Genomic DNA, 26,037 nt, shown 5'->3' with positions numbered 1-26,037 from the left:
GCGTGCGGCATCTAGGCTCTCACGTACGATCGAAGGGTCGGCGAGAGGGCGCCGCCTCAAGATCCTTCCAAGAGGAGACCACCATGTTGAAGACCATTTCCGCCGCCTTGCTCGCAGCTTCCGTCATCGCAGCCCCGGCCTTCGCCGCTGAAACCGGCAAGACCACGACTGCGCCGGTGATCAAGGCGGATCAGCCCCAAAACAAGGTCTCGACCACCGCCGCCAAACCGGACGCCGGCGTCAAGGCCGATGCCAAGACGGCCGACATTAAGTCGGGAGCCAAGGTCGATGCCAAGAGCAAGGCGATGAACGCCAACGCCGCGATCACGCCCGACGAGCACAAAACCGTGCGGACGCACCGCCATCACCACAAGCATCTGTCGGCCAAGAAGTCGCTGAAGGCGCAGCCGGACCTCGGCAAGCCGGTCACGACCGAGAAGCGTACCTAACGACTGATCCCATGGGCGGCATCCGTTGACCGCCGCCCCGTGCGGAGCTCAGGCCGGTCCGTTTCGCCATACCCTGTGCGGGAGCGCATGGTGCTGGCGGCGGGCCGGCGCGTCGTCGCGGAAGCGAATTCCCTTTGTGCAACCTTGGAGCTAGAAACATCCTGCGAGTCTGGGTGGTCGGAGAACTCTGTCCTTGGGGCAATTGGCGAAACGTGCGGCAGTCCTGGTTCTGCCGCTGATGCTTGCGGCATGCTTCGGCAGCGATGGTGACCGTCCATCCCTGATGGAAGGGACCCAGGCCGGAGGGCCGCAGCCGTTTCCCGACAATTTTCGTGGCGACACGCTGGCCCTGATGCACACCTATTTGAATAATCCGGTCGGTGTTCGCGACGCCGGCATGGCCGATCCGGTGTTGCGAGAGGTCGGCGGGCGACAGTTCTATGTCAGCTGCCTGCGTTACACGCCGCGCGAGAGCGACGGCAGCTACAAGACGATGCGCGAGCGCGCCGTCGTCTTCGTCAACGGCCGGGGCGATCGCGTCGTCGATCGCGCCAGCGAGCTGTGCGCCGGCGCCGTTTACGCACCGTTTCCAGAACTGGAAAAGATGACGCGGTAGCGCAAAGCGCGCCTTCATCGGCAGGTGCTACGACAAGGACCGCCGGAGCCGCTGGATCACATTTTGGCGAGCTTTGAACGGAGTAGCTTTACCTTGCGACAAAAAGTTGCGGCGGGTCCTGCGCGGTCGAAAAATCGTTGGCCGCAGGCGGACGTGACGGAACAAAATCGGGTTGTTGCCGCCCCGTCACAGTAACGAACGATCAACGTTCCGGCATCGCCGCGAAGCAACCAAATTCACGCCACGTTGTTTCCCGAGGGTCGATTTTGAAAGAACGGGGACGATCATGAAGACGATTTTACTCGGTGCAGCAGCTCTGCTTGCGCTGGCCGCACCGGCGGCTGCGGCGGATATCCAGCCGCGCACCTACACCAAGGCTCCGGCGTACACACCGCCGCAAGTGATCTACAACTGGACCGGCTTCTACATCGGCGGCCATATCGGCGGCGCCTTCGCCGGCGACAGCAGCTTCCAGTCGAGTGACGCCCGCTTCCTGGGCGGCGTGCAGGGCGGCTTCGACTACCAGTTCGCACCCAATTGGGTGCTGGGTATCGAGGCCCAGTATTCCTGGCTGCCGACCAACAACAACGGTGTCACGTTCCCGCTGGGCACGCAGGTGACGTCCAACACCGACCAACTCGGTTCGGTGACCGGCCGCATCGGTTACACTTGGGGCCCGACGCTGCTCTACGCCAAGGGCGGTTACGCTTGGCGGAATGGTGGAGTTGGCGTCAACATCGCCGGGGTGCCGCAGGCCTTCACCGCGACCGGTAACAGCAAGGACGGCTATACCGTCGGCGCCGGCCTCGAATACATGTTCGCCCCGAACTGGTCGGCCAAGGCCGAGTACCAGTACTATAATTTCGGCAGCACCACGTTTACTTCCGGGCCGGCCGATATCGTCGGCGTTCGCGGCCGGGATGACGAGCATACCGTCAAGGTCGGCGTGAACTATCGCTTTGGCTGGGGCGGCCCGGCGGCTTCGCGCTACTGACCTCTTGAGCGCGGGCGCGATCACAATCTGACAAAGGCCGGCGTCCCGCCGGCCTTTCGTTTGCCTGTTTGCCTCGCGTGAACCATCTGGCGCGTCACTTGCAAGCAAACAGTCGGGCGCGCGTCTTCTCACGCGTGTCACGGGGATCGGGTAAAGCAAAAATAATTTTTGCGACTTACGGAACTCGTGCTCCGGAACGCGTTATTAGTGAATTGCCGGGCTGGTGGGGTAAGAACATGCGTAGGTTGGCGTCGGTGGCGGTGTTCTCATGCTTCGTTGCCCTGCCGTGCTCTGCCCAAACAATCCTCAAATCCGAGCCTCTGATGTTGGCACCTTATGAGGTGGCCTTCGTGAAGGACGCCTCCTGTCCGTCAGGGCAGGTCCTCAAAGTGACGGGTGCGATCCGCGGGCTGCACCGCCGCAAGACCTGCGTGGTCCTCGCCGGTGAGCAGGCCTCGCTGGCGACCGCCACGCCCTGAAGCACGATCCAGGAAACTGCGACGCGCGTTTCCGTGATGATCGTACGACCTGGCTGCCGGCTTCGGCGACTCACGAACTGAGCTGAAGCTCTATCCTGGATTCCCGCTCGGCATCCGCTTTGTTCTTGGCCGGATCCTCGCCCTGGGCGGCGGGGCAGGACTTGATCTCATAATCGTTGTCGAGCATCCGGCGCGGACCGTGCCGCTCCTCATCGGTGCCGACATCCACGACCAAGCCGCTCCGTTGCGCGAGCTTCCAGACGTCGGCTTCGTCAGGATAGGCTTTGCTGATCTGGCTGTCGTTGCAGAACAGGGCGTAGGGCATGCTTTCCGCTCCGGGAAAGCGCGTTAACGACGCTAGGCGGCGAGGGGTTCCAGGTTGATCACGGGAGCGTGATCGAAGGCGCCAGAGCGCCAAGATCTGAGTCCTTAACGAGTCCTGAATCCCCCAAAAAAGAAACTTTGGGACTCATTTGGCGGAATCAGCGGATGTTTCGGGCCATGACGACCGACCTGAAAACCTGCTGCGGGCACATGCTCCTGCCACTCACGCTGGCACTGTTCGGCGCCTGCGCAGCCAATCTCTGGCTGGTTTGGTCTTGGTTGTAGGCCACCCGACTCTACTTGGGCGGCGGAGCCGCGTCGCGGATTGCGGCGCGTAGCTTGGTCAGAGTTGCCGCGCAATAGTCCTCGCGCTCGCGCTCAAAGCGCTCCTGATGTTTCCTGAAGCTGGCAATCCGGGCCTGCATCTCGCTGCGGAAATCGCTTGCCGAGGGTGGGGGTAGCGGCAAGGGCTGGGACGTCGGGGCAATCTGCTGCGGCAGATCAGCCTGCGGCGGCTTGAGCGCGACTGTCACGGCCTGGATCGAGACGATTTCTGCGGTCGCAGCGGTATCCGGCTGACGAAAGCCGTCCTTCCTCCCGGAGACCGATTGCACGAAGGCCAGTGTCTGCGCGATCAGTGCGTCGCGCTCCCTGATCCACTTCATCGTCCACCACCCTGTTGGGGCTATTTCACCAAAGCAGGGCGGCCGAATCAAGCAGACTGTCCGCAAGGGATTGCATATTTTTCCCGGGCGCCCGACATTAGATGGATGGAGTCCAAGGTCGAACCGTTAGACGATGCGCAGGGCCTGCGGCTCGTGCGCGCCTTTCTCTCCCTGCCGCCTGACAAGCGGGCGGAGGTGATCGCGTTCGTCGAGGATCTCGTGCGCGTCCATGCCGGGCCCGACGATGGCCAAGAGGTCTCACTGGATCGCTAGTCGATTGACGCTGGTCGACTTTGAAAATCGCGAAGGCCGGTGCGCAGGCAAGCACCCCCGAAGAAAATGCCAGGGCTGCCGAACGTGCGCACAAGGAGTGCGATCCAATCATGGATGCGGCCCTCGCGCCCATCGCCGAGTTCGTGACCGAGACCGCTCTTTCCGCGAGCATGGCAAGGACGCGATCAATCGCGACGCCAAATCAGCGATCTGGACCGTGATGAGCGTCAGCGCCGGGGGCCTGCGGGCCGCAGCCTACATCGGTGTGACGCCGCAGTTATTCGATAGGCTTGTGACTCAGGGCAGCATGCCAAAGCCGGCTCGGATTGGGCACATGCGAGTTTGGGACGAGCCCGCTCTTGATCGCCACTTCGGTGCGATCTTTGGGACTGAAACTGATTTGGCGGGCGAAGTAGTTTACGACTTTCAGGCTTGGAGGAGCAGCTTAGCCGCTACCGCCATTGGCGGCGATTACTGCGAGCATATCAAAGGAATACAACCGCTAACGAAAATTTGTGCGCCGATGCTGTGATTTGCTTCATAGCGGTTCTGGTGGCCGGACCTAAAATGTTGTGGCGCAATGAAGCGCCATTTCGGATAGGGAATTTGGTCATGGCGATTTCCCACACCATGGCGTCTGCTGTTCGCAGTCACGACGGCTCGGTTATTTTCGGCTACATCGCTTTCGCAGTCGTGCTACTTGCCGCAATATGTCTTGCGTCGGGAGGTCCAAGCTTCACTGATCCGTCATCATTGGCGGTGATGCCGTGATGCGGCTGGCGGCGTGGACCGTTTTCAGCGCGCTTGTCTTGGCCCTCGCTATTTGGGCTCAAGTCGGTCCGCCAGAGGCGGACGCTACAAGCGTGCTTCCCGTCATCGCAAGATTGCGATGAGAGAGGCCGCCAACTGGGCGGCCTCTTGTTGCTTCAGCGGTGATGGCGCCAGCCGTAGTGATGGCCTCTGCCCCATCCGTAGTGGTGGCCCCGGCCGCCATGACGGCCCCAGCCGTGTCCATGACCATGGCCGCCCCTGACTTGAATGACGTTCTCCGAGCCTCCTACCACACTTGGCGAAGCGACCGGCATTGCCGCCGCAGAAATGATTGAAGACAAGACGAGAGTGCTGGCAGCAAGTCCATTGAGCAGTAGCCGGTTCATGTCAGATATCTCTCCAAGGCGCCGTGATGGCGACCGGAGCGTCAAGTGGGACTAGAGTTTAAAGTTCCGCGCTTCGGGAAAACTTGGCAACTAATCATTCGGGCACCTGCCAAGCGCAGGCCCCAGCTCTCGCCCCCGCCCCCCTGCGAGCTGGGGCCGACTCGGGGGGCCCATGGGGGTAGGGCATTAGGAAAACGTGGCAATCAGCAGGACGTTCCTAGTGAGAAAGGCCATTCAGACGGCCGCAACCAAAAATTAGGACACTGCAGCGAAGATAGAAGCGTCCGGGGTCGGGGATGTTACGCTTTCTGGCTAGGACAAGGCCCCGGCTATCGCGAGTACCGGGGCCTTTTCACGTCTGGAAACAGAAGGGCCGCGCGCTCTGAAAGCGCGGCGGGCTTCCGGCCCTGAGGGCTGGGGTGCAGATGGGTTGGATAGCGAATCTTTTTCGCCTGCCGGATGTCGCGGTGAGGCCTCGGAAGGGCGCGCAGGTTGACCTGCTACCGCTCTCAAAGCGCGGCGGCAGATGGCTTAAAGCAAATCTCTTTCGCTTCCCGGGCGCGGTGTGGTCTCGCAAGCGGGGATGCCTGGAGTTGGCAGAGGGCGACGTGATTGCGCTGCATATTGTCGTCGAGCGGCTACGGGAGGCTGGGGTACGGGTGCGGTTCGATGGACGCCTGCGACGTTGGGACGGCGCGTCGCCTGTCTGGACGCAGCTGGTGCGGGGGAAGCGGTAACGAAGAAGAAAGGGCCGCCTGATCGGGCGACCCTTTCCGCGCGTCAAAAAATTCGTGTGTCAATCCAGCCCCGGGTGAAAACGTCTAAGGATGAAAGGTCGCTCCCGGACATGCGGATTGAAGCGCCGAATTGTTTCAGGACGATTTCGTCCCGCATTAAATCGTTAAGGGCGTGGCGTCTGGCCGGGGCAGAACTTCAGTCTGGACTGTCGGCCCTCGAAGTTCCATGCTGTTGGGATGACGCAGCAATTTCCTGAGTTTAAACCAAAACTAATGAAGGGCGGCCGTTGGTTTGTATCCGTGAAAACAGGATGCGGACCGGATTCGCATATCGGAGACTTTGAAACTGAGGCAGAAGCCAAGGAATGGATACGAACCAAGTCGCAGTACTGGCCGGGAAGCCAAGTTCGAAGGCCTGATTCAAGGTCGTTCTCTTGCTAGGCCGCGCCGCATTTTTAACTCTCCAATCGTTGTTGCGAGAGAGCGAGCTTATTGGAGTGTTTGAAATCAGGCCACTCCCACAATCAAACTAGCACTACTTTGGCAGGTTCTTGATCTTGCCGCGGTTTATAGGATTCCCGAATCAATTTTCAATGATTCATGGGTGGTCGGCTCTTGGAGGGCTGACCATGCCAGGATGGGAAAATGACACCTCACTTCCCAAGAAGGGTGAGCGCTCGGTCGGTGTTGCGGCTCAATACGCCTCGGCACTCGGTAAAATGGCAAATTGCCAAACACTGGTGTCCTTGACGCTTGCGCGCGGCGAAGTGCCCGTGATGGTCGGGTTACGTCTCTTTCTGCCTGACAGTTGGACAAGCGACGTATCTCGTTTGAAGCGCGCTCGCGTGCCAGTCGAACATCGAACGCCACGGTCCAAGCCGGAGATTGCTTTGGTCGAGATTGACCGCGCGATAGCAGCCAACGTGCGCTTTGGATATGTGCTGGCGGATGCAGGATACGGACTTTGCGCACCGTTTCGACAAGGGCTAACCGAGCGCGGGCTGGCCTGGGCTGTCGGAATCCCTCGGCACCTGAACGTGTATCCGGTTGATGTGAAGCTCATTTGGCCGATTACCAAAGCCCGCGGTAAACCACGAAAGCACCACGTGCCTGATATCTTGTCGATGCCCGCAGAACAAATGCTGGCCAGCGCCAAATGGAACCGTGAGTTGGCGTAGCGGAACGAAAGGTCGGCTTAAAGCTCGTTTTGCTGCTCTCCGTGTCCGCACCGCCGACGGCCCTGCGCAGCGGATATGGGATAAAGGTCAGCAGCATCTCCCAGGCGACGAAGCCTGGCTGATTGGCGAGCAACGTGCCTCCGGGGAGAAGAAATACTACCTCGCCAATCTTCCGGCGGCGACGGATCTGCGCACGCTGGCCGCCACGATCAAGGCACGGTGGATTTGCGAGCAGGCGCATCAACAGCTGAAGGAGGAGCTTGGACTTGATCACTTCGAAGGGCGATCATGGCAAGGTCTCCATCGCCACGCCCTGGTGACAATGATTGCCTACGCCTTCCTGCAACATCGTCGCCTCGCATACGCGGGGCGGAACAAAAAGAATCAACGGGCCTCCGCCTCAGCTAACCATGCCAGCCGTACGTCACGCCATCGTCGATCTCATCCTTCGGCCGCCGTCTCAGCAGTGCCCATATTGCCGAAAGCAAATCCGTGAAAAACAGCGGCGAAAACACAATCTGCCAAAGTAGTGCTAGGCCACTAAGGTCGGAAACAGGCCAGCGCTGTCCGGCCAATGGGGATCGTGTCGACCCTTCGGCAGGGTAAGCATCTGTATGCGTATAAAGCGGGCAGATTTGCAATCTCTGGGAGTATCGCAAGGTATTCCATAGGCCCCCTACATTCCTTGCAAATAAGGATCGGTGCAGCGTCCGGCGCCATCGCGGCAAGGTAGATTCGTCTTCCGGTGGGCGCATCTCCGGTCGAATACCGGCGACTATCGGAATTCGGCAGGGGATGGCCACCTTGCCTCCGAGTTCGGACTCAGATTACTTCATTGGAGCCGCAATTGCTTCCATGGGGACTAGCGTGCACGGCGAAGCTGGATGCATAATTTGCTGCCAACCTAGAGTGCTTAAGGCCCTTTTCCCCGTAGCGAAAGGCGTCGAGCTGAAGCTCTATGAATGCGCCGGCTGCACTAGCAGCATGTGGCTGATCACCAAAGTATCTACCCCCAAGAGCGGCGAAACGCAGTTTACGACAATCGACGCTGCGTTAAAGTCTGCAGCCTTCGGAGCGCGAAGATCGCAGCATTAGAAGCTGGACCCGGGGAAGTCCTTCAGTTCAGCACCAATCCATCTTGTCACCGCTGCTTCTTAACCCCGGCGGGCACATATGCCGTCGCCTCCTTTGTTTGCGGGAAACGCCGCACTGTCCTTGGACGACGATAGCGAAGCGGCGCTAGACGCGTTCATCGTCGCGCTTGCGCCCAATCAGGCCCGTATCGATCACCTTGAAGCAATGAGCGCAGCCAATGCCAACACGCGGCACTAAGCGGGTCGCGATCTACTCGCATTATTCGTCTGACCTTCAGAACGATCGGTCTATCGAAGACCAAATTGTCGTCTGCGAGAAATTTGCTGCGAAGCAGGGTTGGGAGTTGGCAATTTTTATGATCGCGCCGCGTCCGGTGCTTCGATCTTCGGTCGACGACAGTTCGCTATGATGGTCAGCGAGGCTGGATCGTTCGACATAATCTTGTCTAAGGATTTGCACCGACTGTCGCGGAGTCAGTCGGATATCGCGCGGCTGTACGAAGAAATGAGTTTTGCGGAAGTTGAAATTCATACGATCGCGATGGTCGGATCAACGAAATGCGTATTGGCCTGAAGGGGACAATGAGCGCTCTGTTCTTGAAGGGATTGTCTCAGAAGGTTAGACGGGGGCAGGCCGGCTCTGTGCGGCAAGGCCGCAACCCCGGGGGCGATCTGTATGGCTACACGCCGAGGAAGGGAAAGCCCGGTATCCTCGATATCAATCCCGAAACGTCTGCCGTTGTGACGCGCGTATTCGAGGAATACGCAGCCGGCACCTCTCCTCGGGCTATCGCTGCGCGGTTGAATGCCGAGAACGTCCTGCCCCTCGCGGTGGCAAGTGGAATGCTTCCACGATCAACGGAAACACCGCGCGCGGGCAGGGGGGCTTCTGAATGAGCGGTACGCGGGCCGAGTGGTCTGGAACAAGAGGCGGTCAATCAAAGACCCTAGAACCGGCCGGCGTGTAACCCGTAACAACCCTGAAAGCGAATGGGTCGTTCAGGACGTCCCGGAGCTACGTATTTGTTGACGACCAACTGTTCAACGCGGTTCGGGCACGGCGGCTTAAGGCTGGAACGGCTGCGTCACGTAAGCGGCCGAAGTCCACCCGTCTTCTGTCCGGCTACTTCGCTGCGGCGCTTGCGGCTCGGGCATGTCGCTTACGCGCCATGATCGATCTGGCCCGCGCGTTCAATGTACGCGCTATCGGGAAAGCGGCTCCTGCACCAAGGGCACGCGCTACTACATCGAGAAAATCGAGGCACTTGTTCTGACGCGGCTGAAAGCCCAAATCGACAACCCCAAGCAAACGGGCAAGTTCGTTGAAGCTTATCTAGCCGAGAGGCGGGCACTATCAGCGAACGCGCGCCGCGACAAGGCGAAGATCGAGGCACAGATTGCAGGCTGTCAGAAGGCAATCGACAACCTCATTCTAGCGGTCGAGAGAGGACAATTCGAACCCGAAGAGATAGCTTCCCGGCTGCAGCACCAACGCGCGGAGAAGGCGCGGCTCCGAAGGGAATTGGCAAGCGCAAACGAGACCGTTGTGTCTGTCGACCTTCACCCGACTGCGGTGAGCCGTCTTGGGCTGAACTTGGAGCAAATCGCCGGTGCCGGGGATCGCGTAGACCCTCAGATCGCAGTCAGCTTTCGCGAACTGGCCGAAAGCGTCGTGGTGCTGCCTAGAAAGCCCGGTGAGCCGTACTCGGTGGAGACTCGTGGCCGGCTTGCAGCATTGATCGGGGTGCCCATTGGGCGCCCCGAGGCCTTTCAAGCGGCCTTATCTATGGGGGCGAATTCTGCCTGCATAATTAAGGCCGCATCGTCGGCTAAACTAATGGTGCCGGCTGAGGGGATTGAACCCCCGACCTTCGGTTTACAAAACCGCTGCTCTACCGCTGAGCTAAGCCGGCGATGCCCAAGGGAAACGGGGCAGGGGCCGGCACGCACAGGGCTGCCCGCCCGCGCGTCGCAATACCAGACTTGGTTGGAAAGTGCCAGAACCTGCGTGGGCAGAACAGGCGGCCCTGATGGCCGCCTGTTGCCGCGTACGCCACCTGAATCGGTTTACTGGCAGATATGCCGGCGGCCGTCCTCGCCCTTGAACCAGGTACCGGGCGTACAAACGAAGCCGTTGCGCTGGGCGTAGCTGCGGGTGTCCCAACCGCGATTGTCCCAGCCACGGTTATCGTAGGCGTAGCTGTTGTCCATGGCGCGGAACGGCGCGGTTGCGATCGCACCCGCCGTCCCGATCGCAGCGCCTGCGACGCCCGCGGCAACATCGGTCGGCCAGAAGCCGGTGCGGCTATTGTTCCAATCGCCATCGGCATGTCGATAGGCGATGCGGCGGTGGCGATAGCCACTATCTGTGTACGGGTTGCCCGGTCCGACATTCGTGCAGTTTGCGTTCGGGAATTGCGCCGCGCACCGGCCGGGATTGGTGACGACAGCCTGCGCCATGGCGGAGCCTGCCAACATGGTTGCTGCGATCGCCGTGGCTCCAAGGAGTTTGACGTTCATGGTGTTTGTCTCCCGTCTTTTGCTTTGACCGGGGCTTAAATGCTGACGGCGTTGGACGTTCCGGCGAAACCGTTTCTTTTTCGCGCGTCGAAGGTCACACGGATGTGAGCTGGTGGACTGGGCTCAGGCAGCGAGTCTCTGCGCTGTTAACGTTTCGCTAGTGAGCGTTGCAGCATTTGAGCGAGGCGCGATCCTTACGCGTTAGGCTTACCGGAATTTGGTGAGCTGTCCTTAACCCTCTCTGCGTCGGTATCGGTTAGGTTGTGTTCCGGATAACCGGAACCCTTCCATGCGCGCATCCGCGCTTGCCGCATTTCTGATCGGACTGCCCGCGACGGCCTTTGCCGGCGGCGGCTTCGACATCGTCGTGCCCGGCCGTCCCGGCGTGCCCATCATCATCAACAATATCGATGCGTCCTACAGCGTGGTCGAAAGTGTCTGGGGCCTCGGCAAGAACGTCCAGGTGCAGCCCACCATCTACGGCGGACGCTACGTGGTCGAACGGCAGCCCAGCGAGGTCGGCCATTATTACCCCAGCATGGGCCTGCAGCCCGGCTATGGCCGCCTCGAGGTCGAGCCGCCGGCGCACCGCAAATTGCCGCAGCCGGCCGAGAGCTATCAGCGGAGCTGGGGCGCATCGTCCGCGCCGCTGCCGCCGCAAATGGATGTGCCGGTCAATCCGCCGCCGGTGATCCTTGCGCCCGAGATCAACGACTATCCGCGGCGCCCGCGACCGCACACGGAAACGCCCGGCAGGCCGCCGGGATAAGAAACGTCAAAACTCAACAAGACGGAAATCAACAGGAGAGAGTAATGCGTCAGATGATTTCGGGACTGGTCGCGGCGGCTGCCGTGATGTTCGTGGGTAGCGCCCCGGCCATAGCCTGCGGCTTCAATCCGTGCCAGCCGGTTGCGCCGGTCTTCTCCGGCTGCGACACCGGCTGCGGCGGTTATGGCTACGGCGCCGGCTATGGTTATGGCTATGAGCGCCTGGCCGAGCCGACCACGCAGTACTACTACGTCAACCAGGGGCCGACCTACACCGGTCCCGGCGCTTTCGCGCCGTATCCGACCTACCAGGAGGACGCGGTCGTCGCGCCCGCGAATTACGGCTACGGCTACGGTTATCGCGCGGCTGCGCCGTACGCCTATCATCACCGCCCTTACTACCGTCCGTATCGCTATGGCTACGGCCCGCGCTACGGCTATCTGCCGCGCACGCATTACGGCTATGGCCCGCGCTACGGCTACAGCCATCGCTATCAGCCGTATTATGGCGGCCATCGCGTGCTGCGCCGCTATTACTGATCTCTGCTCGGTTGAGCTGACGAAGCGCCCGTCCGCGTGCTGCGGGCGGGCGCTTCACTTTTCTTCGAAACAACCCCATGCACAGTAGCCGGGGACAGCGAAATCAAGGACTTGAAGCGCAATGACATCGAGATGAGGAATCATCGCGCATGGCATCATGGTTCGAGCTTGGCCACTTCTGAAAATCCGCAATAGCCTTGACCCGTCGGGCAAAACAGGTGCATGATGGCATCGTCGGGAATGCGTGGCGCGCTCAGCGCTTCATCAGCCCCAGCCTGACAGCACCGACATAGAGCGACAGCACGGCGGCATTCGATACGTTGAGGCTCTTGATCTCGCCGGGCATGTCGAGCCGCGCCACCACGCTGCAGGTCTCGCGGGTCAATTGCCGCAGACCCTTGCCTTCGGCTCCGAGCACCAGCGCGAGCGGTTCGCGCAGCGCGACGTCGGAGAGATCCTCGCTGCCCTCGCTGTCGAGGCCGACGGTCTGGAAGCCGCGCTCATTCAAGGCCGTCAGGGCACGCGCGAGGTTTTGCACCGATACCATCGGCACCAGCTCCAGCGCGCCGGAGGCGGCCTTGGCGAGCACGCCCGTTGCCTCGGGGCTGTGACGCGCGGTGGTGACGATCGCCTTGACCGCGAAGGCGGCGGCGGAGCGCAGGATCGCGCCGACATTGTGCGGGTCGGTGATCTGGTCGAGCACCAGCACCATGCCCTCCTGCTTCAAGGTCTCGATGTCGGGCGAGGGCAGGGGATCGGCCTCGGCCAGCAGGCCCTGATGCACGGCGTCCGGCGAGAGCAGGCGGTCGATCTCCTGGGGCCGGACGATCTCGGGCGCAATCCGGGTCGCGATGTTCTCGTCCGCCAGCCGCCGTGCGGCGTTCTCGGTCAGCGTCAGCTTGCGGATCCGGCGCTGCGGGTTGGCGAGCGCCATGGTGACCGTGTGCCAGCCATAGAGGATGACGGGTCCGTCGGGGTGCGAATCGCGGTCGCGCCAGGCCGGCCGGCCGGCCGATTTCCCGGGCTTCTTAAAGGGCTTAGACCCGCCGCGGGGCCCCTTGGGGACAAATTTTCGATCCTTCATGGGCTCGCTTGTGTCACGGGTCCCGGAATATGGCAATTTGGGCGGGGTCGGGGGCGATTTTAGCTGTCAGCCTCGGTTGACTTTGCCCCACCGCTTCGCCCATAAACGCGCCCGGTCGCGCCCCCATCCGGGCTGTCGCGGCCTTCACGTTCCATGGCCGACTTCGGTCCGCCGGCAAGGTCCGGCCCGATTGTGCTGCCGTCGAGCGGGGGAGTGTCCCGAGTGGCAAAGGGAGCTGACTGTAAATCAGCCGCCTCATGGCTTCGCAGGTTCGAGTCCTGCCTCCCCCACCATCCTCATTTTGCAGCACAATCTTGGTCGTCAAGTTGACTGAAAGTCGGCCGAGACCCCGGATTCGTCTTGTGGGTCACTGCCGAGGGGGGCCTGCGTGATCACTCTTGGACGGCTCCGGCCAGAGTGCATGAACAGCCCGCGAAGAAATCGACCAGCCTTAAGTCGGGGACAGGTAGCGGAACAGGATGTAAACGGCGACCGCGAATATCAGTCCCGCGAAGACGAAGGTCAAAGCACCCCGATAGGAGTCGAGCGACTTCGCCAACCGCGCCCCGATCAACCCGCCAAAGATTCCGCCTGCGATGAAGAGGACGGCGATCTGCCAGTCGATCAGCCCGGAAAGGGCGTAGTTCGTGGCAGTGGTCAGTCCGAATGCCGTCACCGAGACCAGCGACGACCCGACGGCATTGAGCATAGGCATGCCGGTCGCAAGCATGAGCGCAGGGACGATGAGAAAGCCCCCGCCGATCCCGAAGAATCCGGACAGCACACCGACCGCAACGCCCGATACGATCAGTTTCGGGAGGTTCTCCTTGGACAAGCTGACGGTCGAGTTGCCGACGTGAGCGCGATTGCGCAGCATCAGTCCGCCCACGACGATCATCAACACGGCGAAAAGGGCGAGCAGTCGTTGTCCGTCCATGATCTTGCCGAGAGTGGACCCGATGTAGGCCCCGGCAACGCCGGCGACGGCAAAAGTCGTGGCGCAGCGCCATTTCACATTGCCGCCGCGCGCATGTGTTCCGAGGTTGGCGCCGGCATTGATCGCCACGGCGATCGCGCTCGTCCCGATGGCCACGTGCGGATCGCTTACACCGACGACGTACACCAGAAGTGGAACAGCGAGGATCGAGCCGCCTCCGCCCACAAGACCGAGCGAGAAGCCAACAACAGAGCCGGAAGCCGCCGAGAGGGCGGCTTGCGTCAACAGTGATTGCATTGCGGAACTCCAAGGTCGGTCCTTGCGGGACGGCGGCCTGGCGTCGAGTACGTGCTGCAGACCCAACGAGCGTGCGGACTTCTACGGAGTCAGCAGCCTGTCAGCCGGCCGATCGCTTCCAGGCGTCCAGCCCACCGTCGACAATGTAGGCTTCGCAAGCGCCGTTCACTTTCGCGGCGAGACGGGCGGCGTTCATCGAAGTCCTCGCGCCGCTCTTGCAATGGAAGATCACGGGTTTTCCGGCTTTCACATCCAGATCCGCTTCGTCCAGTCTCGACAGCGGAAGATGGTGAGCGCCGGAAATGTTCTCGCGAGCGAACTCCTCTGCTTCGCGGATATCGACGACGATCGCGCCCTGCTTGACGAGGCGGCGCGCGGTCGCGGGATCGATTTTTGGAAGTGACATGGTCTGCTCCTGTTCAACGTCGTTTGGTCGGTTTGCAGTAGAGTTCATGCAGGGTTGCCAAGAGCCGCTCGATGCGCGCGTCGGCGATCCGGTACCAAGAGGTCTGGCTTTCTCGGCGGTAGGTCACCAGGCCTTCGTCACGCATCTTCCCCAGGTGCTGCGACAGCGCCGACTGGGACAGGCCGACGGCGTCGGCAAGGGAGTTCACGCTCACCTCTCCCAGTTCCACGAGCCTGCAAAGGATCAGCAGCCGCCGCTCGTTTGCCACGGCTCGCAACAGAGTTGCGATTTCCTGGGCGGCGTTTTCGATGCCTTGCGAGTTGAAGACGACCGCTGACACATCAGCCTCACGGGTTATTTAGATATTGCTAAATTAGGAAGCGCTAATATATCTGTCAAGAACCGAGGCATCGAAACGAGATAGGAGTGAGGCGATGGCGAAGCCGATCATCAAGGCCTTTTTCGACGAGCCGACGAATACGATCAGCTATCTGGTTGCCGATCCGGCGACCCAGGCAGCCGCCGTCATCGATCCCGTGCTCGACTACGACCACAATGCGGGCGCGGTCGATACGGGTTCCGTCAGGGCCATTCTTCACACGGCGGAAGAGGCGGGCTACCGCGTCATCTGGGTATTGGAGACACACGCTCACGCCGATCATCTGTCCGGGGCGCCGTACATCAAGGCGAAGACCGGCGCCCGGATCGGCATCGGCGAGCACATCAAGGACGTACAGCGAATCTTTCGGCCGGTCTTCAACGCAACCGATTTGGCGACCGACGGCAGTGACTTCGACCACCTCTTCAAGGACGGCGAGCATTTCCAGGTCGGCGCCCTCGATGTAGAGGTCCTGCACACGCCAGGTCATACCCCGGCGGACGTGTCCTACAAGATTGGTGATGCGGTGTTCGTCGGCGATACGATTTTCATGCCCGACTACGGAACGGCGCGGGCGGATTTCCCCGGCGGCGACGCGCAGCGCTTGTACCGTTCGATCAGGCGCCTGCTCGCGCTGGCTCCCGAGACCCGGTTGTTCATGTGCCACGACTACAAGGCCCCGGGTCGTGACGAATACGCGTGGGAGACCACGGTCGCGGAGCAGCGGAACAAAAACGTACACGTGAAGGAAGGCGTCACCGAGGACGAGTTCGTGGGCATGCGCACCAAACGCGATGCCGCGCTCGCCGCGCCGCGTCTTCTTCTGCCCTCCATCCAGGTCAACATCCGGGCGGGGAAATTTCCGCCCAAGCAGTCCAACGGTGTGCGGTATCTGGAGATTCCCGTGAAAATGAAGGGAGACGCCGAACTCGGTCTCTAAGCCCCCGCCAGCCGGATCCCCCGTGCGTGCTGCGCAGCGAACCGGTTTCGCGGCCTCAACTTGCCCGCTTCGTGCGACCTCGAGCTTCGGGGGGCTTGGTGAACTCGGGAAGGGAGTTGACGGTTCCGGAGCAGCGGCTCACTTCCTGGCTGCGCGTGCGCGCGCGTCGGCGGCCACGCGCTTGAAGCCTTCGTAGTTCAGGGCCTGTGTCACCCGGTACTCGCCGACGATATAGGCGGGCGTACCCTGCAGTCCGAGCGAATCCGCTTGGGCGAGATTACGTCGGAGGAGCTTGGTAATGTCATCTCCGTGGGCCTGTAGATCGGCGTCCAGACGGTCCATGTCGACGCCCGAGCTGATGATCGCTTCGCGCATGCGCGCTGCAGGAATCTTCGGCCCGGGAATCGCCATCATCGCGCGGTGCGCGTCGTCGTAGCGCCCCTGATACTTCGCGGCGAGCGCCCACTGCGCGCCCTTGATCGAGTCCGGCGTGAGGATCGGCCAGTCCTTGTAGACGAGGCGTATCTTGCCATCCGTCCTCACCAGCCGGGAAAGTTCCGGCTCGGATTGCTTGCAGTAGGGGCAGTTGTAGTCGAAGAACACCACGATCGTCAGATCTCCCTTCGGGTTTCCCCCGGTAGGGGCCGCGGGATCGAAGAGGATGGCCTCACGCGACACATCAGCTTCGGTGGGACCGTCATCGGCGCGCGCGGGGCCGACGAGATAGCCGACGCCAACGGCTGCGAAAATCTGGGCGAGCGTGCGTCGGGAGATATTGGGTGACATGATCGAATTCCTTCTTCGATGATTGGTGAGGGATCACTCGACCGATGGGACGGCCGACAGTTTCGCAAGCAGGGCGTTGGCATCGATCGCACCAACGATCTTGGTCATGGGATCCGTGTTCTCCGCGGCGAATAGGAGGATCGTCGGGGGGCCGACGATCTCGAAGCGCTGCATCAAGGCGCGGCTCGCATCGTCCACCGAGGTCACGTCGGCGCGGACCATGCGGAAGTCCTGCAGCCGCTCGCGCACGTCAGGCCGGCGAAGGATCGCGTCCATCGCCCTGCATTCGACACACCATTCGGCGGAGAAGTCGACCATGACCGGCTTACCATCTGTGCGTGCCGCTGCGAGTTCGTGCTCCAGAGCCGTGACAGATCGGATCGTTCGAACGGGAACTCCGGATCCGGGCTCCAGCGTCACGAACTGGTCGAGAATGCGAGTCGCGCCGAGATTGTCGTCGCCCGCCGGGCCGATCAGAAGAACCAAGCCGATCAGCAAAGCGAGGCTCGCCAAGCCCATCGATGCGATCCTCCAGGCGCTATGCGCCATCAGGAACTCGGTTCCGAAGTAGACCGACACGCCCGTCGCGAGTGCCCCCCAGAGCTGCAGCGTGATCTGCTGCGACAGCACACGTGAGAAGATGGTGATTGCTACGCCCAGGAGGATGAATCCGAAAGCGTGCCGGACGCGGACGAGCCAGCGCCCGGGCTTCGGCAGGAAACGGGGCCCGAGTGCACCGAAGACGAGAAGCGGGACGCCCATGCCGACGCCGAACAGGAAGAGCGCGGCCACGCCGCGCGCGACCTCGCCGGTGCGCACGACGTAGAGCAGGGCGGTCGCAAGCGGCGGCGTGACGCAAGGGCCGGCGATAAGAGCCGATCCGAAGCCGAGCACGGCGGCGGTCGCCAGCGGCCCGGGACGACTTCCAGAGGCGGCACCCGAAATCCTGTCGACCAATGCTGCCGGCAACTGGATCTCGAACAGACCGAACATCGAGAGCGAGAGCAAAACGAGGACCGCGCTCATGATGCCCAGCGCGATCGGCGTCTGCAGCAGGATCTGCAGATTTTCTCCAGATCCGGACCATGCGGCGAAAGCGCCTAGCATCGCGTAGGCGGACGCCGAGGCGCCCGCAAATATCGCCGCGAGAGCGAGACCGCGGCCGAACGAGAGAGGCTCCTGAGATCGTGCCATCAGGCCGAAGAAGATGGGCACCAGGGGGAAGGTGCACGGCGAGAACGACAGCAGGAGCCCGAAACCGAAAAACGACGCCAACATGCCGCCGAGCGTCACCCAGTAGGAAATGTCCAATTGCGAGGCTTGTGCGGCCGTCGTCGATCCGCCGCGGACTGGTCCGCCCGCGGCGTCTTGCGGAGGATCCACGAAGGACGATGAAAGCAAAGCGGAGCCCGCGGCGTCACGGTCCTTGACCGCCAGCGTCTGCAGGTCGATGACTTTCGAGACGGGCGGATAGCAGATCTGGTACGTCTCGGCGCAGCCTTGGTAGGTCACCGAGATCTCGCGCAGCCCTTGCAGGTCGGCCGATGCGATCTCTGCCTTCGCCGAGCCGCGGTAGACCTCCTGCGGGCCGAAGTCCGGATCGTCTTTGGAATCTCCCTGGGTCGTGCGAACCGCGATCGGCGCGCCGGGCGGCGTGGCGCTCTTGGCGCCGATCATCGCCCGGTAGAGGTAGCTCCCGGGCCCAATGGTCCAAAGCAGCGACAGCCCGGCGTCGTCGCGCGAAACCTTCAGCCGGAGGGCTTGATCGGCCGAAGGCGGCGTTCCCGCCCGGGCCGTCGCCAGCGACGACAGGAGAACGAGCATGATGATCGAGAGTCGTTGGAAGCCCGGCATCTTCTGCGGCAACCTTTCCGTCTTGTGAGCGGTTGCCGCGACTTGGATGGGCTAGCTTAAGCCAGCCTTAAGGTGGGCGAGCGAAGGGGCCCTGGAGGTAGAAATGCGTATACTCGTGGTCGAAGACGATCCGATCCTGTCCGACGGTCTGCGAGCGGGCCTGTCATTGATGGGCGCCACCGTCGACGCGGTCGAGACCTGCGAGGACGCCGATGCCGCGCTTGCGACCTCGCGGTACTCGGCTGTGGTGCTCGACATCATGCTCCCGGACGGCAGCGGCCTGGACCTGTTGCGGAAGCTGCGGGGCCGGGGCGATATCACTCCCGTTCTTCTTCTCACCGCGCGCGACAGCGTGGGCGACAAGGTGTCGGGATTGGATTCCGGAGCCGACGACTATCTGGCCAAGCCGTTCGATCTCGACGAGCTCGCGGCTCGGCTGCGCGCCATCATCCGGCGAGAGAGCGGTCGCGCGGCGCCGACGTTGACGCATGGCGCCATCGTGCTCTCGCCAGCGGATCTCTCGGCAACTCTTGCCGGCGAGCCGATCAACCTTTCGCGGCGCGAGTTCGCGATTCTTTCCGCATTGATGGAGCATCCGGAGCAAGTGCGCTCGCGCTCCGAACTGGAGGAGCGTCTCTACGGCTGGCAAGAGGACGTCGAGAGCAATGCGGTCGAGGTCCATATCCACAATCTCCGCAACAAGATCGGCAAGGATGCGATCCAGACCTTGCGAGGCATCGGCTATCGCATGGGAGCGATCCGATGAGATCTCTGAGATTAAGATTGTTCGCGACACTGATCGCGGCGACCGGCATCGTCTGGTTGGCCGCGGTGGTCTGGATCTACGCGGGAAGCCGCGACGAGGTGGAGCATGTGCTGGACACCCGTCTGCAGGAAGCGGCACGAATGGTCGCTTCGCTTGCCTCCGGCTTCGACACCCTTCCGGCCCATTCGGCATCGGCCACTGTCCCGCTGCTCGGAAGCTACGAACGTCAACTGTCGTGCCAGATATGGTCGCTCGATGGGAGGATGGTCGCGAAGTCGAGCGGCGCTCCCGATCAGCAGCTATCGACCGCTTCATCCGGATTTTCGGATCGGACGATCGATGGCGAGCCGTGGCGCGTCTTCACGGTGGAAGACGCCGACCGCAATCTGCGGGTCATGGTGGGCGACCGGGTCGGATTGCGCGAGCGCCTGGTGACCGATCTCATCAAGGGACTGATGCTGCCCGCACTCCTGATCGCGCCGCTGCTCGGCGCGGCGATCTGGGCGAGCGTCGGGCAGGGTTTGAGGCCACTGCGGCGGATGGCACAGGACCTCGGCGCGCGGGAGCCGAATGACATGCGACACGTCGAAGTCGAGCAGGCGCCGACCGAGGTGAGGCCCCTGGCGATCGCCCTCAATGGGCTCCTCACAAAGGTCGAAGCAGCCCGGCGGCACGAACGAGAGGTGACGGCGTTTGCGGCGCATGAATTGCGCACGCCGCTGGCCGGCCTGAAGACGCAGGCCCAGGTGGCTTTGGCAGCTGACGATCCGAAGGTGGTGCGCGGTGCGCTCGAGCAGATTGTCGCTGCGGTCGACAGGAGCGCGCGCCTGGTGCGTCAACTGCTGACGGTCGCGAGACTGGACTCCGAAACCGTCGACGCTCCGCTGGCGCGGGTCGCGGTGGGGCCACTCCTGGAGGAGATCGTCGCCGAGACTCCGAAACACCAGGGAACGACTGTCACGATCGATGATAGTGTTCGCGCGATGGTGCTCACCACCAACGCCGAATGCCTTCAGCTCGCATTGCGCAACCTGCATGAAAACGCGGTCCAGCACACCCGAAACGGGCGCATTCTTTGGTCGGCGGGATCGTGCGCCATCTCGGTGGAGGACGAGGGGCCCGGCATTCCCAGCGACGAGCTCGACAAACTTGGCAACCGCTTTTTCCGCGGAAGGTTGAGAAGCCCGATCGGAAGCGGACTCGGGCTGGCCATCGTGAAGCTCGCGGTGGCGAAGATCGGCGCTCAGGTCACGATCTCCAATCGGGAGGGCCGCAGCGGTACAAGGTCGGAATTGACCTTCCCTGCCTGAAGCGCAAATCCGGGAGGGCTGCCGCGCCGCAGCCCGATAGGGCGTAAGCGGGCTTGTCGCCAAACTACCTCACATCTCCCGCACCATCGGCACTACCTTCCGCCCGTAGAGCTCGATGCTCTTCATCAGCTTTTCGTGCGGCAACGGTCCTGCCGAATACTTCAACTGAAACCGCGCAATCCCGAGCGCCTTCGCGGTCTTGGCGATCTTGCGTGCGACCGTCTCCGGCGAGCCGACATAGAGCGAGCCGTGCTCGGCCTCGCTGACGAATTCATCGCGGCCCATCGGAGGCCAGCCGCGCTCGCGGCCGATGCGGTCGCGCATCGCCTTGTAGTCGGGCCATAGCTCCTCGCGCGCCTGCTCGTCGGTTTCGGCGACATAGCCGGGCGAGTGCACGCCGATCGGCTGGGCGGGGCGGCCGAACTCCTTGAAGGCGCGGTGATAGAGATCGACGTAAGGGGCAAACCGCGTCGGGTCGCCGCCGATGATCGCGAGCATCAGGGGCAGATCATAATGCGCGGCGCGCACCACCGATTGCGGGCTGCCGCCGACGCCGATCCAGGTCTTCAGCGTGCCGTGCTCGACGGGCGGATAGACCAGCTGATCCTTCAGCGCCGGACGCAGCTTGCCCTGCCACGTCACGGGCTTCTGGGACAGCAACGCGGCGAACAGGTCGAGCTTCTCCTCGAACAGCTCCTCGTATTTGCGCAGGTCGAAGCCGAACAGCGGAAAGGATTCCGTGAACGAGCCGCGGCCGAGGATCACCTCGGCGCGGCCGCCCGAGAGCGCATCCAGGGTCGCAAACCGCTGGAACACGCGAATGGGATCGTCCGAGCTCAGCACCGTCACGGCCGAGCCGAGATGGATGCGTTTGGTGCGTGCCGCGATCGCGGCCAGCACCGTCTCGGGCGAGGAGATCGCAAAATCAGAACGGTGATGTTCGCCGAGCCCGATGAAGTCGAGGCCGATCTCGTCGGCCAGCACCGCCTCGTCGACGACATTGCGGATCACCTGCGCATGCGGAAGCATGCTGCCTGAGGCGTCCTTCGTGACGTCGCCAAAAGTATCCAGTCCGAATTCGAGCGGTGCGATCATCGATCAGATCTCTGTGGGGAGGATCGACCAGATTTAATGGACCGCGCCCAAGCGACAAGGCGGCATTCGGAAATGCTCGGTTTCCGTTTGTGAGGCCTACGGCGCGATCCGCACGACCATCTTGCCGAGCGCAGAGCGCGTCTGCATCGTCCTGAACGCCTCGCGGAAATCCTCGAGCGCGAAGACGTGGCCGACCACGGGCTTCAGCCGGCCGTCGGCGAGCCAGCCCGTCAACTGCGCCATCAAGCGCTTCTGCAAATCGGGCTCGCGTGTGGGGATTTGAGCGAGATCGACGCCGAGCAGGGCGCCGCCTTTCAGCAACGGCAGATTGAACGGCAGCGCGGGGATCGCACCGCCGGCAAAGCCGACCACGAGATGGCGTCCGCGCCAGGCGATGGAGCGAAACGCCTGCAGCGAGATGTCGCCGCCGACGGGGTCGAAGATGACGTCGGCCCCGTGTCCGTCCGTCAACTGCTTGAACGTGTCGCGCCAGTCCGCTTGCGTATAATCGATCAGAGCGTCGGCGCCATGCGCCCGCGCGAATTCGCGCTTCTCCGGCGTCGATGCGGCTGCGATGACCCGAGCGCCGAGCAGCTTGCCGATCTGCACGGCCGCGGTGCCGGTGCCGCCGGCTGCTCCCAGCACGAGCAACTGCTCGCCCTCGCACAACATGGCGCGGGCGCTCAGCGCGTAGAGCGCCGTCAGATAATTGGCGCGAAACGAGGCGGCGACCTCGGCTGCGACACCGTCCGGCAAGGGATAGACCACCTCAGGATGAACGACGATTTCCTCGGCGAGCGCACCCGACCGCGTCATGCCCATCACGCGCATCCCGGCTTCATAGCCGCCCGGCCTGCCTGGCGCTTCGGCCACGATGCCTGCGAATTCGGTGCCGGGAATGAAGGGCAGGGGATCCCTGGTCTGATACCGCCCCTCGACTTTCAAACCGTCGACAAAGCCGATCCCCGCCGCCTCCACCCGGATGCGCAACTGGCCGGGCTCCAAAAGCGGAGACGGAACGTCCTTCAGCTCGATCTGATCGATAGGCGCATATTGCTCGACGACGACGGCTTTCATCTCGGACCTCTGGTGTTGCAGGCATCGTGGCAGATCCCGAGACCGGTTTCTTGCGTCTACCGCCACATCCCCCGCATCCGTGCGCCGATGTCGATCTTCGGACCCTGTGACGGAGCGCGCGGCGCGCCGGCCGCGACCTTCGGCCAGGCGGCGCGCTCGAACAGATAGACGAGCTGCTCCGGGATGAAGCGCGTGCGCGAGGCATAGACGTGGCGGTCGCCCTTGGCGGCCTGGCCGTGGACGAAGAAGCGCTGGGGAACGACGAGATGCAGGTCGTCCTTGGCACGCGTCATCGCGACATAGAGCAGGCGGCGCTCCTCCTCGATTTCGGCGCTGGTGCCGGCACCGAGATCGGAGGGCATGCAGCCGTCGACGACGTTGAGCAAGAATACCGATTTCCACTCCTGGCCCTTGGCCGAGTGGATCGTGGAGAGGATGAGATAATCCTCGTCGCGCAGCGGTGGTCCGGATTTGTCGCTGGTTGCATCCGGCGGGTCGAGCGTGAGCTCGGTCAGGAATTTCTCGCGCGAGGCATAGCCGCTCGCGATCTGCTCGAGCTGCATCAGATCGGCGCGGCGCGTCTCGGAATCCTCGTGGATGCGGTCGAGATGCGGCTCGTACCAGACCCGCACGCGCTCGAGATCCGCAGGCCATTCCGAGTAGCGCAGGTTCTCGACGGTGCGGACGAACTCCGTCCAATCGGTGCCGGTGCGCGGCGGCACGGGAAGTTGGCTCAGCGCACGGAGCGGGTTGGGACTTTCGGCCATCTGGTCGAGCACGCGCTGCGCGGTGGCGGGGCCGATGCCCGGCAACAGATGCAGGATGCGGAAGCCGGCGACGCGGTCGCGCGGGTTCTCGGCGAAACGCAGCAGCGCCAGCACGTCCTTGACGTGCGCGGCGTCGAGGAATTTCAGGCCGCCGAACTTGACGAAAGGAATGTTGCGGCGGGTCAGCTCGATTTCGAGCGGGCCGGAGTGCGAGGAGGTCCGGAACAGCACCGCCTGGTGCTTGAGCAGCGCGCCTTGCTCCCGGTTCGCCAGCACGGCCTCGACGATGTAGCGCGCCTGGTCGGCCTCGTCGTGCACGGTGACGAGCTGCGGCTTCTGTCCGGAGGTGCGATCGGTCCACAGGTTCTTGGTGAAGCGCTCGCGCGCGAGGCCGATGACGCCGTTGGCCGCTGCCAGCACCGCCTGCGTCGAGCGGTAATTGCGGTCGAGCGTGATCATCTCCGCGCGCGGCGAAAAGCTTTGCGGAAAATCCAGGATGTTGCGGACGGTGGCCGCGCGAAACGAATAGATCGACTGCGCATCGTCGCCGACGACGGTGAGCCCGCGCCCGTCGGGCTTCAGCGCTAGGAGGATCGAGGATTGCAGGCGGTTGGTGTCCTGATATTCGTCGACCAGCACGTGGTCGAAGCGGCCGCCGATCTCCTCGGCGATCAGCGGGTCGCTCATCATCTGCGACCAGTAGAGCAGCAGGTCGTCGTAATCGAGCACGTGCTGGGCCTGCTTGGCCTCGACGTAAGCGGCGAACAGCCCTTTCAGCTCGGCGGCCCAGCCGGTGCACCAGGGATAATGCGCCCCTAACACCTTCTCGATCTCCATCTCGGCGTTGACGCAGCGGGAATAGATCGACAGGCAGGTGCCCTTGGCCGGAAAGCGGCTCTCGGTCTTCGACAGGCCGCGCTCGTGCCGCACCAGGTTCATCAGGTCGGCGGAATCCTCGCGGTCGTGGATGGTGAAGGCGGGATCGACGCCGATCCGCTCGGCATATTCGCGCAGCAGCCGGGCGCCGATGCCGTGGAACGTGCCGGCCCAGGTCAGCGCATCGCGCATGATCGCGGCATTGTTCTCGCCCAGCACCTTGCGGGCGATGCGCTCGACGCGTCCGGCCATCTCGGCGGCCGCGCGGCGCGAAAAGGTCATCAGCAGGATGCGACGGGGATCCGCGCCCGCGACGATCAGGTGCGCGACGCGATGCGCGAGCGTGTTGGTCTTGCCGGAGCCCGCGCCGGCGATGACGAGCAGGGGGGCGCCCACGGTCGTGCCTTCGGCCACGCCATGCTCCACGGCGCGGCGCTGCTCCGCATTGAGCGTGTCCAGATAGGTTGCCACGAATCGCCCCGGTGAAAGACCGAGAATCGGCGATCCGCTCACGAATCGCAATGCGGCTGGACGAAACCGCTGAGAACACCTAGGGAAAAGGCGGCCCAAAGTTCCAGCCCTGGAGCACACCGGCATGACCGAGCGCAAGCCCGGGTCCAGGCCCGAACAGTTCGAAATGCGGCGGTTGGAGTCGCTCAGCAATACCATCTTTGGTGTTGCCATGACGCTTCTGGCCTACGACCTGCCCAAGGCTGCGGTGTTCGCCAGCGCGCCCGACTGGAGCGACCTTGCCAAAGTCTATTCCGGCAAGCTCGCGGGCTTTGCGCTCAGCTTCATCATCGCCGGTCTGTTCTGGATCAGCCATCACCGGCGGCTGGCGCGTCAACCCGTGGGGAGCCGCGGGGTCGTGATCCTCAATCTGCTATTCCTGCTCTCGATCGTGCTGCTGCCGGTCACAAACGGCCTGTACATCAATTATACCATGAGCAGCGCCGTTGCCGTGCTCTACGGTCTGCACCTCACTGCCATTGCCGGCCTCAATGGCTGGCTGTGGTGGACGATCCTGGGCGGCTGGGGGCGTGAGACCATTGCCTCCCTGTTTCCGCTGCTCGTGTTCATTCCGGGCACGATCGTCGCGAGCTTTGCGCCTGGGGTCGCGCCCTTCCTGTGGTTCATTGCCTTCGGCGGGCTGCTGATCCGGCGCTTCTATGGACCGTTGGGCGAACCGAATGCATAGGTTTCGTCCTACTTGTCAGCTGCTGTCGCACCGAACCCATCGGCAGGCACGTAAAGCTTGACCGGGCGGATCTCATAGACCGCACTCGGATTGACCGCACGCAGCTTCCGCGCCGCCGCGATCGCCTCTTCATCGCTGTCGTATTCGACGAGATGGAAGCCGAGAAGCTGCTCTTTGGTCTCCGCAAACGGGCCGTCCAGCACGATGCCGGCACCGGGGCCGCGTAAGGTGCGGGCCTTTCTCGTGCCATCCAGGCGGGCGGCCGGTCCGAGGTGTCCGCTGGCCCTCAGGGGCGCCTGAACCTCGATGACTTTGGCCACGACAGCGGCGTCCTCCTGCGGCGTCCACGACAACAGCTCGTCTTCCACGTGGTAGGCCAGGATCGCGTAGAGCATCTTCACCTCGCTTGTTTTGGGCGCGCAGCCCGAAGGACGTATGATCGCGGCCGATGCCGACAATCCCGAAGGACCA

General features: G+C 62.8%; 26 protein-coding genes, 2 tRNA genes and 2 pseudogenes. 16 read left to right on the top strand and 14 right to left on the bottom strand.

All coding sequences use genetic code 11. The features are described 5' to 3' along the window. The first annotated feature begins 83 nt into the window (after positions 1–83). From IF809_RS18355 to IF809_RS18340, 4 genes are all read left to right on the top strand, one after another. Entirely contained in the window at positions 84–449 is a 366-nt protein-coding gene (locus IF809_RS18355) for a His-rich protein BRANT (protein WP_462838127.1), read from the top strand. 193 nt (positions 450–642) lie between these two features. After that, positions 643–1,065 (top strand): hypothetical protein, encoded by a 423-nt coding sequence (locus IF809_RS18350; protein WP_453983280.1) that lies wholly within the window; start codon positions 643–645, stop codon positions 1,063–1,065. A gap of 286 nt (positions 1,066–1,351) precedes the next feature. Continuing rightward, complete coding sequence (locus IF809_RS18345; protein ID WP_453983281.1) at positions 1,352–2,059, top strand: outer membrane protein; 708 nt, start codon at positions 1,352–1,354, stop codon at positions 2,057–2,059. Positions 2,060–2,295: 236 nt separating this feature from the next. Further along, a complete protein-coding gene (locus IF809_RS18340; protein ID WP_462838126.1) occupies positions 2,296–2,538 on the top strand; it encodes a hypothetical protein in 243 nt (80 codons plus the stop codon). 70 nt (positions 2,539–2,608) lie between these two features. Here IF809_RS18340 and IF809_RS18335 read toward each other — a convergent pair whose 3' ends face one another. Together IF809_RS18335 and IF809_RS18330 are read right to left on the bottom strand one after the other, a co-directional pair. Beyond that, the gene (locus IF809_RS18335) at positions 2,609–2,863 is read right to left on the bottom strand and encodes a hypothetical protein (protein WP_462838125.1); all 255 of its coding nucleotides are present in this window, start codon (positions 2,861–2,863) and stop codon (positions 2,609–2,611) included. Positions 2,864–3,158: 295 nt separating this feature from the next. Then, positions 3,159–3,527, bottom strand: coding sequence for a hypothetical protein (locus IF809_RS18330; RefSeq protein ID WP_453983284.1), 369 nt, complete (start codon positions 3,525–3,527; stop codon positions 3,159–3,161). A gap of 105 nt (positions 3,528–3,632) precedes the next feature. Here IF809_RS18330 and IF809_RS18325 point away from each other — a divergent pair, with 105 nt between their 5' ends. The 5 genes and pseudogenes from IF809_RS18325 to IF809_RS18305 all read left to right on the top strand — a co-directional run. Continuing rightward, positions 3,633–3,800, top strand: coding sequence for a hypothetical protein (locus IF809_RS18325; protein WP_453983285.1), 168 nt, complete (start codon positions 3,633–3,635; stop codon positions 3,798–3,800). A gap of 2,487 nt (positions 3,801–6,287) precedes the next feature. Beyond that, positions 6,288–7,368: pseudogene (locus IF809_RS18320) on the top strand (IS701 family transposase). Between the two features lie 908 nt (positions 7,369–8,276). Continuing rightward, entirely contained in the window at positions 8,277–8,540 is a 264-nt protein-coding gene (locus IF809_RS18315) for a recombinase family protein (RefSeq protein WP_462838132.1), read from the top strand. After that, positions 8,525–8,863, top strand: coding sequence for a recombinase family protein (locus IF809_RS18310; RefSeq protein ID WP_462838124.1), 339 nt, complete (start codon positions 8,525–8,527; stop codon positions 8,861–8,863). The genes IF809_RS18315 and IF809_RS18310 overlap by 16 nt, the downstream gene beginning before the upstream one ends. 238 nt (positions 8,864–9,101) lie before the next feature. Further along, a pseudogene (locus IF809_RS18305) lies at positions 9,102–9,239 on the top strand (recombinase zinc ribbon domain-containing protein); the annotation flags it as partial. A gap of 565 nt (positions 9,240–9,804) precedes the next feature. Here the strand turns inward: IF809_RS18305 and IF809_RS18300 are convergent. Together IF809_RS18300 and IF809_RS18295 are read right to left on the bottom strand one after the other, a co-directional pair. Next, a tRNA-Thr gene (locus IF809_RS18300) sits at positions 9,805–9,879 on the bottom strand. Positions 9,880–10,033: 154 nt separating this feature from the next. After that, positions 10,034–10,486 carry a hypothetical protein gene (locus IF809_RS18295; protein WP_453997128.1) on the bottom strand — a complete coding sequence of 151 codons (453 nt, stop codon included), beginning with the start codon at positions 10,484–10,486 and terminating at the stop codon, positions 10,034–10,036. Between the two features lie 289 nt (positions 10,487–10,775). Between IF809_RS18295 and IF809_RS18290 the strand changes: the two genes are divergently transcribed. Together IF809_RS18290 and IF809_RS18285 are read left to right on the top strand one after the other, a co-directional pair. Beyond that, positions 10,776–11,255, top strand: a complete 480-nt coding sequence (locus tag IF809_RS18290) for a hypothetical protein (protein ID WP_453983289.1) — start codon at positions 10,776–10,778, stop codon at positions 11,253–11,255. 44 nt (positions 11,256–11,299) lie between these two features. Continuing rightward, a complete protein-coding gene (locus IF809_RS18285; RefSeq protein ID WP_462838123.1) occupies positions 11,300–11,794 on the top strand; it encodes a hypothetical protein in 495 nt (164 codons plus the stop codon). A gap of 253 nt (positions 11,795–12,047) precedes the next feature. On the opposite strand, the gene rlmB is transcribed toward IF809_RS18285, so the two are convergent. Further along, positions 12,048–12,878 carry a 23S rRNA (guanosine(2251)-2'-O)-methyltransferase RlmB gene (rlmB, locus tag IF809_RS18280; protein ID WP_453983291.1) on the bottom strand — a complete coding sequence of 277 codons (831 nt, stop codon included), beginning with the start codon at positions 12,876–12,878 and terminating at the stop codon, positions 12,048–12,050. A 207-nt stretch (positions 12,879–13,085) separates the two neighbouring features. Between rlmB and IF809_RS18275 the strand changes: the two genes are divergently transcribed. Continuing rightward, positions 13,086–13,171, top strand: a tRNA-Tyr gene (locus IF809_RS18275). 158 nt (positions 13,172–13,329) lie between these two features. Here IF809_RS18275 and IF809_RS18270 read toward each other — a convergent pair. The 3 genes from IF809_RS18270 to IF809_RS18260 all read right to left on the bottom strand — a co-directional run bounded on the left by IF809_RS18270 (position 13,330) and on the right by IF809_RS18260 (position 14,858). Beyond that, complete coding sequence (locus IF809_RS18270) at positions 13,330–14,112, bottom strand: sulfite exporter TauE/SafE family protein (protein ID WP_462838131.1); 783 nt, start codon at positions 14,110–14,112, stop codon at positions 13,330–13,332. Positions 14,113–14,212: 100 nt separating this feature from the next. Next, positions 14,213–14,518 carry a rhodanese-like domain-containing protein gene (locus tag IF809_RS18265; protein WP_453983293.1) on the bottom strand — a complete coding sequence of 102 codons (306 nt, stop codon included), beginning with the start codon at positions 14,516–14,518 and terminating at the stop codon, positions 14,213–14,215. A gap of 13 nt (positions 14,519–14,531) precedes the next feature. Then, positions 14,532–14,858: an ArsR/SmtB family transcription factor gene (locus tag IF809_RS18260; protein WP_453983294.1), complete on the bottom strand. Its 327-nt coding sequence runs from the start codon at positions 14,856–14,858 to the stop codon at positions 14,532–14,534. 94 nt (positions 14,859–14,952) lie between these two features. On the opposite strand from IF809_RS18260, the gene IF809_RS18255 reads away from it, so the two are divergent. Continuing rightward, a complete protein-coding gene (locus IF809_RS18255; RefSeq protein ID WP_462838122.1) occupies positions 14,953–15,837 on the top strand; it encodes an MBL fold metallo-hydrolase in 885 nt (294 codons plus the stop codon). A gap of 138 nt (positions 15,838–15,975) precedes the next feature. Here IF809_RS18255 and IF809_RS18250 read toward each other — a convergent pair whose 3' ends face one another. Both IF809_RS18250 and dsbD read right to left on the bottom strand, forming a co-directional pair. Next, entirely contained in the window at positions 15,976–16,611 is a 636-nt protein-coding gene (locus tag IF809_RS18250) for a DsbA family protein (protein WP_462838130.1), read from the bottom strand. 45 nt (positions 16,612–16,656) lie between these two features. Next, positions 16,657–18,489, bottom strand: coding sequence for a protein-disulfide reductase DsbD (gene dsbD, locus IF809_RS18245; protein WP_462838121.1), 1,833 nt, complete (start codon positions 18,487–18,489; stop codon positions 16,657–16,659). Between the two features lie 91 nt (positions 18,490–18,580). On the opposite strand from dsbD, the gene IF809_RS18240 reads away from it, so the two are divergent. Together IF809_RS18240 and IF809_RS18235 are read left to right on the top strand one after the other, a co-directional pair. Then, entirely contained in the window at positions 18,581–19,243 is a 663-nt protein-coding gene (locus IF809_RS18240; protein ID WP_453983297.1) for a response regulator, read from the top strand. After that, positions 19,240–20,553: an ATP-binding protein gene (locus tag IF809_RS18235; protein ID WP_453997142.1), complete on the top strand. Its 1,314-nt coding sequence runs from the start codon at positions 19,240–19,242 to the stop codon at positions 20,551–20,553. The genes IF809_RS18240 and IF809_RS18235 overlap by 4 nt, the downstream gene beginning before the upstream one ends. A 69-nt stretch (positions 20,554–20,622) precedes the next feature. Here IF809_RS18235 and IF809_RS18230 read toward each other — a convergent pair whose 3' ends face one another. The 3 genes from IF809_RS18230 to IF809_RS18220 all read right to left on the bottom strand — a co-directional run bounded on the left by IF809_RS18230 (position 20,623) and on the right by IF809_RS18220 (position 24,839). Further along, complete coding sequence (locus IF809_RS18230) at positions 20,623–21,648, bottom strand: LLM class flavin-dependent oxidoreductase (protein WP_462838120.1); 1,026 nt, start codon at positions 21,646–21,648, stop codon at positions 20,623–20,625. A gap of 96 nt (positions 21,649–21,744) precedes the next feature. Then, complete coding sequence (locus IF809_RS18225; RefSeq protein WP_453997145.1) at positions 21,745–22,725, bottom strand: NADPH:quinone oxidoreductase family protein; 981 nt, start codon at positions 22,723–22,725, stop codon at positions 21,745–21,747. A 56-nt stretch (positions 22,726–22,781) separates the two neighbouring features. Continuing rightward, a complete protein-coding gene (locus tag IF809_RS18220; protein WP_462838119.1) occupies positions 22,782–24,839 on the bottom strand; it encodes an ATP-dependent helicase in 2,058 nt (685 codons plus the stop codon). A gap of 124 nt (positions 24,840–24,963) precedes the next feature. Between IF809_RS18220 and IF809_RS18215 the strand changes: the two genes are divergently transcribed. Continuing rightward, positions 24,964–25,566, top strand: coding sequence for a TMEM175 family protein (locus tag IF809_RS18215; protein ID WP_453997149.1), 603 nt, complete (start codon positions 24,964–24,966; stop codon positions 25,564–25,566). An 8-nt stretch (positions 25,567–25,574) separates the two neighbouring features. Here IF809_RS18215 and IF809_RS18210 read toward each other — a convergent pair whose 3' ends face one another. Further along, positions 25,575–25,961 carry a YciI family protein gene (locus IF809_RS18210; protein ID WP_453997151.1) on the bottom strand — a complete coding sequence of 129 codons (387 nt, stop codon included), beginning with the start codon at positions 25,959–25,961 and terminating at the stop codon, positions 25,575–25,577. Between the last annotated feature and the right edge of the window lie 76 nt (positions 25,962–26,037).

Source organism: Bradyrhizobium sp. UFLA06-24, assembly GCF_054967145.1.
The sequence above is the reverse complement of the archived record's forward strand: the minus strand, read 5'-3'. Positions and strand labels throughout refer to the sequence as shown.

Bases quoted from the DNA above. Each gene is read 5' to 3' on its own strand.
- IF809_RS18355 (WP_462838127.1), top strand. From the start codon at position 84: ATGTTGAAGACCATTTCCGCCGCCTTGCTCGCAGCTTCCGTCATCGCA.
- IF809_RS18345 (WP_453983281.1), top strand. From the start codon at position 1,352: ATGAAGACGATTTTACTCGGTGCAGCAGCTCTGCTTGCGCTGGCCGCA.
- IF809_RS18340 (WP_462838126.1), top strand. From the start codon at position 2,296: ATGCGTAGGTTGGCGTCGGTGGCGGTGTTCTCATGCTTCGTTGCCCTG.
- IF809_RS18335 (WP_462838125.1), bottom strand. From the start codon at position 2,863: ATGCCCTACGCCCTGTTCTGCAACGACAGCCAGATCAGCAAAGCCTAT.
- IF809_RS18330 (WP_453983284.1), bottom strand. From the start codon at position 3,527: ATGAAGTGGATCAGGGAGCGCGACGCACTGATCGCGCAGACACTGGCC.
- IF809_RS18325 (WP_453983285.1), top strand. From the start codon at position 3,633: ATGGAGTCCAAGGTCGAACCGTTAGACGATGCGCAGGGCCTGCGGCTC.
- IF809_RS18310 (WP_462838124.1), top strand. From the start codon at position 8,525: ATGCGTATTGGCCTGAAGGGGACAATGAGCGCTCTGTTCTTGAAGGGA.
- IF809_RS18295 (WP_453997128.1), bottom strand. From the start codon at position 10,486: ATGAACGTCAAACTCCTTGGAGCCACGGCGATCGCAGCAACCATGTTG.
- IF809_RS18290 (WP_453983289.1), top strand. From the start codon at position 10,776: ATGCGCGCATCCGCGCTTGCCGCATTTCTGATCGGACTGCCCGCGACG.
- IF809_RS18285 (WP_462838123.1), top strand. From the start codon at position 11,300: ATGCGTCAGATGATTTCGGGACTGGTCGCGGCGGCTGCCGTGATGTTC.
- rlmB (WP_453983291.1), bottom strand. From the start codon at position 12,878: ATGAAGGATCGAAAATTTGTCCCCAAGGGGCCCCGCGGCGGGTCTAAG.
- IF809_RS18270 (WP_462838131.1), bottom strand. From the start codon at position 14,112: ATGCAATCACTGTTGACGCAAGCCGCCCTCTCGGCGGCTTCCGGCTCT.
- IF809_RS18265 (WP_453983293.1), bottom strand. From the start codon at position 14,518: ATGTCACTTCCAAAAATCGATCCCGCGACCGCGCGCCGCCTCGTCAAG.
- IF809_RS18255 (WP_462838122.1), top strand. From the start codon at position 14,953: ATGGCGAAGCCGATCATCAAGGCCTTTTTCGACGAGCCGACGAATACG.
- IF809_RS18240 (WP_453983297.1), top strand. From the start codon at position 18,581: ATGCGTATACTCGTGGTCGAAGACGATCCGATCCTGTCCGACGGTCTG.
- IF809_RS18235 (WP_453997142.1), top strand. From the start codon at position 19,240: ATGAGATCTCTGAGATTAAGATTGTTCGCGACACTGATCGCGGCGACC.
- IF809_RS18230 (WP_462838120.1), bottom strand. From the start codon at position 21,648: ATGATCGCACCGCTCGAATTCGGACTGGATACTTTTGGCGACGTCACG.
- IF809_RS18225 (WP_453997145.1), bottom strand. From the start codon at position 22,725: ATGAAAGCCGTCGTCGTCGAGCAATATGCGCCTATCGATCAGATCGAG.
- IF809_RS18215 (WP_453997149.1), top strand. From the start codon at position 24,964: ATGACCGAGCGCAAGCCCGGGTCCAGGCCCGAACAGTTCGAAATGCGG.
- IF809_RS18210 (WP_453997151.1), bottom strand. From the start codon at position 25,961: ATGCTCTACGCGATCCTGGCCTACCACGTGGAAGACGAGCTGTTGTCG.